Source organism: Protofrankia sp. Cas8, assembly GCF_963555845.1.
Classification (GTDB): Bacteria; Actinomycetota; Actinomycetes; order Frankiales; family Frankiaceae; genus Protofrankia.
The window spans coordinates 3225-4162 of the sequence record NZ_CAUVXI010000198.1; the positions used below are offsets into that span (position 1 = coordinate 3225).

Consider the following 938-nt stretch of genomic DNA (forward strand, 5'->3'; position numbering starts at 1 on the left):
GTATTCCACCGTTGGACCAGGCAGCATATCGTCGCAGCCCATAGTCTCGTCTACGGCAACGACGGACTCCTCGACGAGGGAACTCGGGCCGGTCACGGACGTGAGGCGCTGCAGGACGCGATCCGGTTCGTCCGTACCGCGGTACCCGTCCTCAACTCGCCGCTTTCCGCAGACCGGCCGGCGCAGGCGAAGTGGCTGCGTACCTGCAATGATGAACTCAAACAGCTGGCGCTGCGCAACCGGCTCGGGCACAGCGCGACGCTGGGCGAGACGCCGGTCGAGCCGGTGCTACAGTGGCGGGAACAGGTCATCTCGGATGCGGACGTCTCCGGGAACCTCGCCAACGCCGCGACCGTCGAAGCCTTTGACGAGTTGGCCCGTAATCTGACCGACGACGGTGTGTGGGAAGGGCTGTGACCGCCTTGGAAGTCGTCGCTTACACCGAAGCCAGCAATCAGGACAGTGTTCGCGGCGTACCGTTGTCGCACCTTTCGATTGAAGTGGGTCACTTCTATATGGAGGACCTGTCCAGCGACGAGGAACGGATACGTCGCCAATTTCAGCGGCTTGCGCCGTGGGCCACGGCCGCCAAAAAGAGCGTTACCGCCGATCGGCCCCGCGTCAGCACCTGTTTTCTGGTCGACGACTATTTCTTTAATAGTACGAATCCGAATGAAATATTGCAGAAGCTCGTCGCGATCGGGGACGAGTGCGGCGTGTCGATCGACTACATCGCGCGCGAGGCGGGTTGCTGCGTGGCGGACGGTGTTCCGCTCGCGGAACTCGTCGCGGCCAGGTTGCTTCCCGAACCCGCTCCGGGCACGAACGGCTCCCGCCCGCCGCCCCATCAGTCGGGCTGGCTCTGCAACGGCGAACGGTCTCCCGAGACCGGCACCGACCAGGCCATGCACACCCAGCGGTGGGAGCCGCCGCAGGAG

The 938-nt window shown here is 64.3% G+C and carries 1 protein-coding gene and 1 pseudogene; both read left to right on the forward strand.

All coding sequences use genetic code 11. The annotated features are described in order from the left end of the window. A pseudogene (locus U9977_RS21915) lies at positions 1 to 417 on the forward strand (ParA family protein); the annotation flags it as partial. Next, positions 414 to 938: SCO2522 family protein (locus U9977_RS21920; protein ID WP_322751168.1), on the forward strand; the 525-nt coding region annotated here is incomplete at its 3' end. The pseudogene U9977_RS21915 and the gene U9977_RS21920, both read left to right, overlap by 4 nt.